The sequence below is a fragment of the Micromonospora sp. URMC 107 genome, from assembly GCF_051386315.1.
Classification (GTDB): Bacteria; Actinomycetota; Actinomycetes; order Mycobacteriales; family Micromonosporaceae; genus Micromonospora.
Map to the genome: position 1 here is coordinate 1 of NZ_JBPQTK010000353.1, position 222 is coordinate 222.

At 70.3% G+C, this 222-nt stretch carries 1 pseudogene; it reads right to left on the bottom strand.

Annotated elements, in window-relative coordinates:
- Positions 1-221, bottom strand: a pseudogene (locus tag ACSNN9_RS28820) (hypothetical protein); the annotation flags it as partial.
- Position 222 lies beyond the last annotated feature (1 nt).

Consider the following 222-nt stretch of genomic DNA (forward strand, 5'->3'; position numbering starts at 1 on the left):
GCGGCGCGCTCGTCCATGCCGGTCTTCTTCGTCGCCGCGATGATCGCCTTGACGTTGCCGACCTGCTCGTCGGAGAGTTCGATGCGCGACTGCGCGCCCTGCACACCATGCGGCACCAGCTTGCCCATGTCCGGCTTGTCGGCCTGCACCGCCACCGCCACCGCCGTCGTCGTGTCCACGCTCGGGGTGTGGGTGGTGTCGGTCATCGGGCCGGCGGCCACA